The organism is Streptomyces sp. NPDC050263 (assembly GCF_040655955.1).
Lineage (GTDB): Bacteria > Actinomycetota > Actinomycetes > Streptomycetales > Streptomycetaceae > Streptomyces.
Genome location: NZ_JBFAKW010000240.1, coordinates 1 through 4,895 on the forward strand (window position 1 = coordinate 1; position 4,895 = coordinate 4,895).

3 protein-coding genes are annotated in these 4,895 nt (G+C 69.0%); 2 read left to right on the plus strand and 1 reads right to left on the minus strand.

Features of this window, described 5'->3' with window-relative positions; genetic code table 11:
• Positions 1-289: 289 nt before the first annotated feature.
• The gene (locus AB0J04_RS45290; protein WP_363174577.1) at positions 290-976 is read right to left on the minus strand and encodes a glycoside hydrolase family 75 protein; all 687 of its coding nucleotides are present in this window, start codon (positions 974-976) and stop codon (positions 290-292) included.
• A gap of 367 nt (positions 977-1,343) precedes the next feature.
• Here AB0J04_RS45290 and AB0J04_RS45295 point away from each other — a divergent pair, with 367 nt between their 5' ends.
• Positions 1,344-2,558 carry a glycoside hydrolase family 88 protein gene (locus tag AB0J04_RS45295; RefSeq protein WP_363174578.1) on the plus strand — a complete coding sequence of 405 codons (1,215 nt, stop codon included), beginning with the start codon at positions 1,344-1,346 and terminating at the stop codon, positions 2,556-2,558.
• Positions 2,559-2,785: 227 nt separating this feature from the next.
• Positions 2,786-4,765: a PQQ-dependent sugar dehydrogenase gene (locus AB0J04_RS45300; RefSeq protein WP_363174579.1), complete on the plus strand. Its 1,980-nt coding sequence runs from the start codon at positions 2,786-2,788 to the stop codon at positions 4,763-4,765.
• The last annotated feature ends 130 nt before the right edge of the window (positions 4,766-4,895 follow it).

A 4,895-nucleotide genomic window follows, 5' to 3' on the forward strand; every position in this document is an offset into this window, starting at 1 on the left:
GCGTGGAGCCCCTCGGCCTCGATGGAGCCGGGGGCCGAGGCGGCCGGACGTCGTGCCGCTCGGCCACCGGCTCCATGCCTCCGCCGGCTGCGGCGCTGCCGCCGAGGGGTCCCGCATCCGTCGGGCCTCCACCCGGAGCGACCGGTCCCCGACGAGCCGTCGGTCTGCGTGCCGGTCAGGGCCCGCCCGCTCGCCGGGCAGGCCCTGCCGGAGTTCCGGAGCCCAGGCCCTGCCGGAGCTCCGGAGCCCAGGAGCTCCGGAGCCCAGGAGCCCCGGAGCCCAGGACGCTCTAGTTGTCCCGCAGGAACGTCTGGGCCAGTTGGTCGCCCAAGGTCACCGCCGCGCTGTGGTTCTCGATGGGGGACACCTTGGAGTTCTTGAAGAGGATGTAGGTGACGCCGGAGTCGGTGCCGCCGTTCTCCGGGTCCGGGTCTATGCCGAGGGCCTTGGCCGTCGCGTACGAGGCCTCGCCGATTATCTTCGTGGGGCCGGTGTCGCCGACGACCGCGTACTCCACCTTGTTCTGGTAGATCACCGCGACGACCCCGCCGCCCTTGATGCCCGCGGAGCCGTAGTTCCAGATGGAGCTCGAGCTGGGCACGACGACGTAGGGCAACGAGTCGGCGCGCAGCGGCTTGCCGTCCGACTGGTGGAAGGCCGTGTCGTCCTGGTACCAGGGGTCGGTGTCCTCGCTGCACTTGGAGGTGCGCTGGCCGTCGCAGTCGATGTCCATGTCGGCTTTCCAGAAGACGGCGCCGTTCTTGCCGCACACCGGGACGGTGGCCGAGGTCTCGTCGTCGGTCCTGTACTTGCCGTTCGAGATCTGCGAGCAGGACGTCACCTTGGCGAGCAGGGCGGCCGCGCTGACCGACCCCTCCCGTACCGGGGTGGAGGCGGAGGCGTTCGCCGGGAGGACCGCGGCGGCGAGGAGGGCGGCGCCGGTGGCCGCGCCGAGGGTCAGTGTCGAAGAGCGCACGGTGGGGGACCCTTCCGTCAGGTCTGTTAGGAAAGTTTCCTTACGTGGGTGCCGTACAACGTGGACCCGCCGCCCCGGTGCCGTCAACCCCTCTGCCGTGAACGGAGATTGGCCGGAAAGGGTCCGACCTTATCGGTCCGGACCATTGACCCCGTCGGGTCCGGTCGGGACTCTGTTCACGCCTCGAAATTCGGTGCATGAACCTGGTTCATACATGCGAACAGCTGGCGGCGGTCCATTCGGAATATTGAGACATTCCGGCCAATCCTGACGTCTGAGGCTACCCCCCACTCTCCAGGAAGGCGAGTTCACTCATGAGCAACGCCCGGCAAACATCGGAGGACTTGGCCCTGAGGGTGGGTGCGTCATGAGGCGTCTCGGTCCCGTGCTGACGGCCGGAGCGCTCGCCGCCGCCGGGCTGCTGACGGTCTCCGCAGCCGCCCCGCCACCTGCCGCGCCCCCCGTCCGACAGCCCGCGGCCGTCGCCCGTCCGGCCGCCGCCACCGACTGGTCCGTGGCCATGATCGACTCGACCACGGCCCGCTTCACACCGAGCACCATCGGCGGCTGGTCATACCCCGTGGGCCTGTACCTCTACGGCCAGTACCTCACCTACCGGCGCACCCACGAGCCCCGGTACCTCGCCTACATCCAGGCCTACGTCGACCGCTTCGTGCGCACCGACGGAACCATCGACCAGAACTTCAACAGCCTCGACAGCATGCAGGCCGGCCGGCTGCTGGTGATCCTGCACCACGAGACCGGCCAGGACCGCTACCGCATCGCGGCCAAGAAGATCCGCGACCGGCTGAACAGCTACCCGCGCACCTCCGACGGCGGTTTCTGGCACGCAGACACCAGCAGCCGCGCCCACCAGCTCTGGTCGGACGGCGTCTACATGGTGAACCCCTTCCTCGTCGAGTACGGCAAGGAGTTCGGCGACTCGGCCTACGCCCATGACGAGGCGGCGAAGCAACTCGCTGTCTACGGCCGTCATCTCCAGGTGTCGAACGGCCTGCTGCGGCACGCCTACGACGAGTCGAAGACCGTGAGCTGGGCCGATCCGGAGACCGGGCTCGCCCCCGAGCGCTGGTGCCGGGCGGTGGGCTGGTACTCGATGGCGATCGTCAACGTGCTCGACGCGCTCCCTGCCCGGCACCCCGGCCGGCACCGGCTCGTCGGCATCCTGCGGCAGCTGGCCGCCGGTCTCGAGCGGTACCAGGACCCGGCGACCGGACGCTGGTTCCAGGTGATCGACCAGGGCGGCCGGAGCGACAACTGGACCGAGACCTCCTGCTCCAGCATGTTCACCTACGCCCTCTCGCGCGGCGCCCAGCAGGGATACATCGACGCGCACTACCGGTCCGTCGCGCGGCGCGGCTACGAGGGCGTCCTCGCAAGGATCTCGATCGGCCCCGACGGCCGCACCGACCTCACCGACATCTCCATCGGCACCAATGTCGGCGACTACGACTTCTACATCGCGCGGCCCCGGGAGACCAACGACTTCCACGGCCTCGGCGCCTTCCTGATCATGAACGAGCAGCTCAGGACGGACGGACCAGTACCGCGGCAACAGTGAAGTGAAGGGACACAAGGGACACTCATGAACCGCACCAGATCGCTCGTTCCGACACTTGGTGGGCTCTTCAAGCCGGTGACGTCGTGAAACCCGGACGAACTCCCGGACGAACTCCCGGACGAACTCTCGGACGAACTCCCGGACGACGTCTCGGAAGAAGTCTCGGACGGCCCCTCCGGCGGCCCCTCCTCCACGGCCTCTCCCCGGCCCTCTCCCTGGCCCTCGCCGTGCCCCTGGTCGGCCTGAGCGCGACGGCCGCGCGTGCGGCCACCGACTACCAGGCCGAGAACGCCGCCGTCTCCCAGGGCGCCGTGGCCACCAACCATGCCGGGTACACGGGCACCGGCTTCGTCGACTACACCAACGTCAAGGGCTCGTACGTGGAGTTCACCGTGAGCGCGGCCGCAGCCGGCACCTCCTCGCTCACGTTCCGCTACGCCAACGGAACGGCCGTCGACCGGCCCATGGACATCTCCGTGGGCGGCACGGTCGTCGCCTCCGGCGTCTCCTTCCCGGCCACCGCCGACTGGGACACCTGGGTGACCAGGAGCGTCGACGTCCGGCTGGCCGCCGGTTCGAACAAGATCCGGGCCACCGCCACCACGGACAACGGCGGCCCCAACCTCGACCGGATCAGCGTCGGCGCGGCCCCCGACACCCAGGCCCCGAGCCGCCCCGGTCAGCCGGCCTGCTCCGCGATCACCGAGAACGGCCTCACCCTCACCTGGGGTGCCTCGACCGACAACGTGGGCGTCGCGGCCTACGACATCTACGAGCACGGCAACAAACTCAACGAGACGGAGGGGAGTTCCACCTCCCGGGCCCTCACCGGGCTGAGCCCCGACACCACTTACGACCTCACGGTCATCGGCCGTGACGCCGCCGGCAACGCCTCGCCGGCCAGCCCGGCCGTGGACTGCACCACCGCGAAGAGCACCGACACCACCCCGCCCACCCGGCCCGGCACCCTCAAGGTCGGCGAAGTGACCGCGAACAGCGCCGAGTTGAGCTGGGGCGCCGCCACGGACGACCGAGGCGTGGTCGCGTACGACATCCGCAGCGGCACCGCCGTCTACAAGACCGTCACCGGGACGACGGCCTCCCTGACCGGGCTCGCCTGCGACAGCCCGTACGCGCTGAACGTCGTGGCGCGGGACGCGGCGGGCAATGTGTCCGAGGCGAGCAACACCGTCGACCTCACCACGAAGGCCTGCGCGACGGACGGCGGTGTGCCCTCGTCGATCGCCACCGTCTCCAGCGGCTGGACCATTCCCTGGGGCGCCTACTGGATGCCCGACGGGCTCAGCGCCCTGGTATCCGAACGGGACGACTTCCGGGTCTGGAAGGTGACCAAGGACGGCACGAAGACCCAGGTCGGGACGGTGCCCAACACCGTCACCACCGACGGCGAGGGCGGTCTGATGGGTGTCGCCGTCGACCCCAAGTGGGCAACCAACCACTACGTCTACTTCATGCACACGGCGTCCGAGGGCAACCGGGTCGTCCGCATGACGTACAACGGTACTTCCCTGACCGGCTACACGGTCCTTCTCCAGGGCATCAAGAAGAACCGCTACCACAACGGCGGACGGCTGGCCTTCGGTCCCGACGGCTATCTGTACGTCTCCACCGGGGAGGCCCAGACGCCGAACCTCGCGCAGGACAAGAACTCGCTCAACGGCAAGATCCTGCGGATGACGACCGACGGCAAGGCGGCCCCCGGCAACCCGTTCGGCAACTACGTCTACAGCTACGGCCACCGCAATCCGCAGGGCCTCGCGTTCGACCGCAACGGACGGCTGTGGGAGGCGGAGTTCGGCAACAGCTCGAAGGACGAGCTGAACCTGATCAAGCCGGGCGGCAACTACGGCTGGCCGACCTGCGAGGGCGCCTGCGACGTCTCCGGCATGACCAACCCGAAGAAGACCTGGAACGTCTCCGAGGCCTCACCGAGCGCGATCGCCATCGTCCGCAACGTCGTCTACATGGCGTCACTGCGCGGCGAGCGGCTGTGGCGGATCCCGATCGACGGCGACACGGAGAACGTCGGCACGGCGACGGCGTACTACGTGGGTGCCTACGGCCGGCTGCGGACGGTCGTCAAGGTTCCCGGAGCCGACCAGCTCTGGCTGGCGACCACCAACGCCGACAACAACGGAGGCGAGGCGGACGGCGCGGACAAGATCTTCCGGGTGAACATCGACTGAGTGGTCACCGAGCCCAGCGGGCTCATGTGTGCTACGTCTCATTCGTGGGCTGTTACGGCGGACCGGCGGCCGGTGTCTCCATGCCGAGTCCACCACAGCACGAGGAGACATCATGAACGCGAACGTCGAG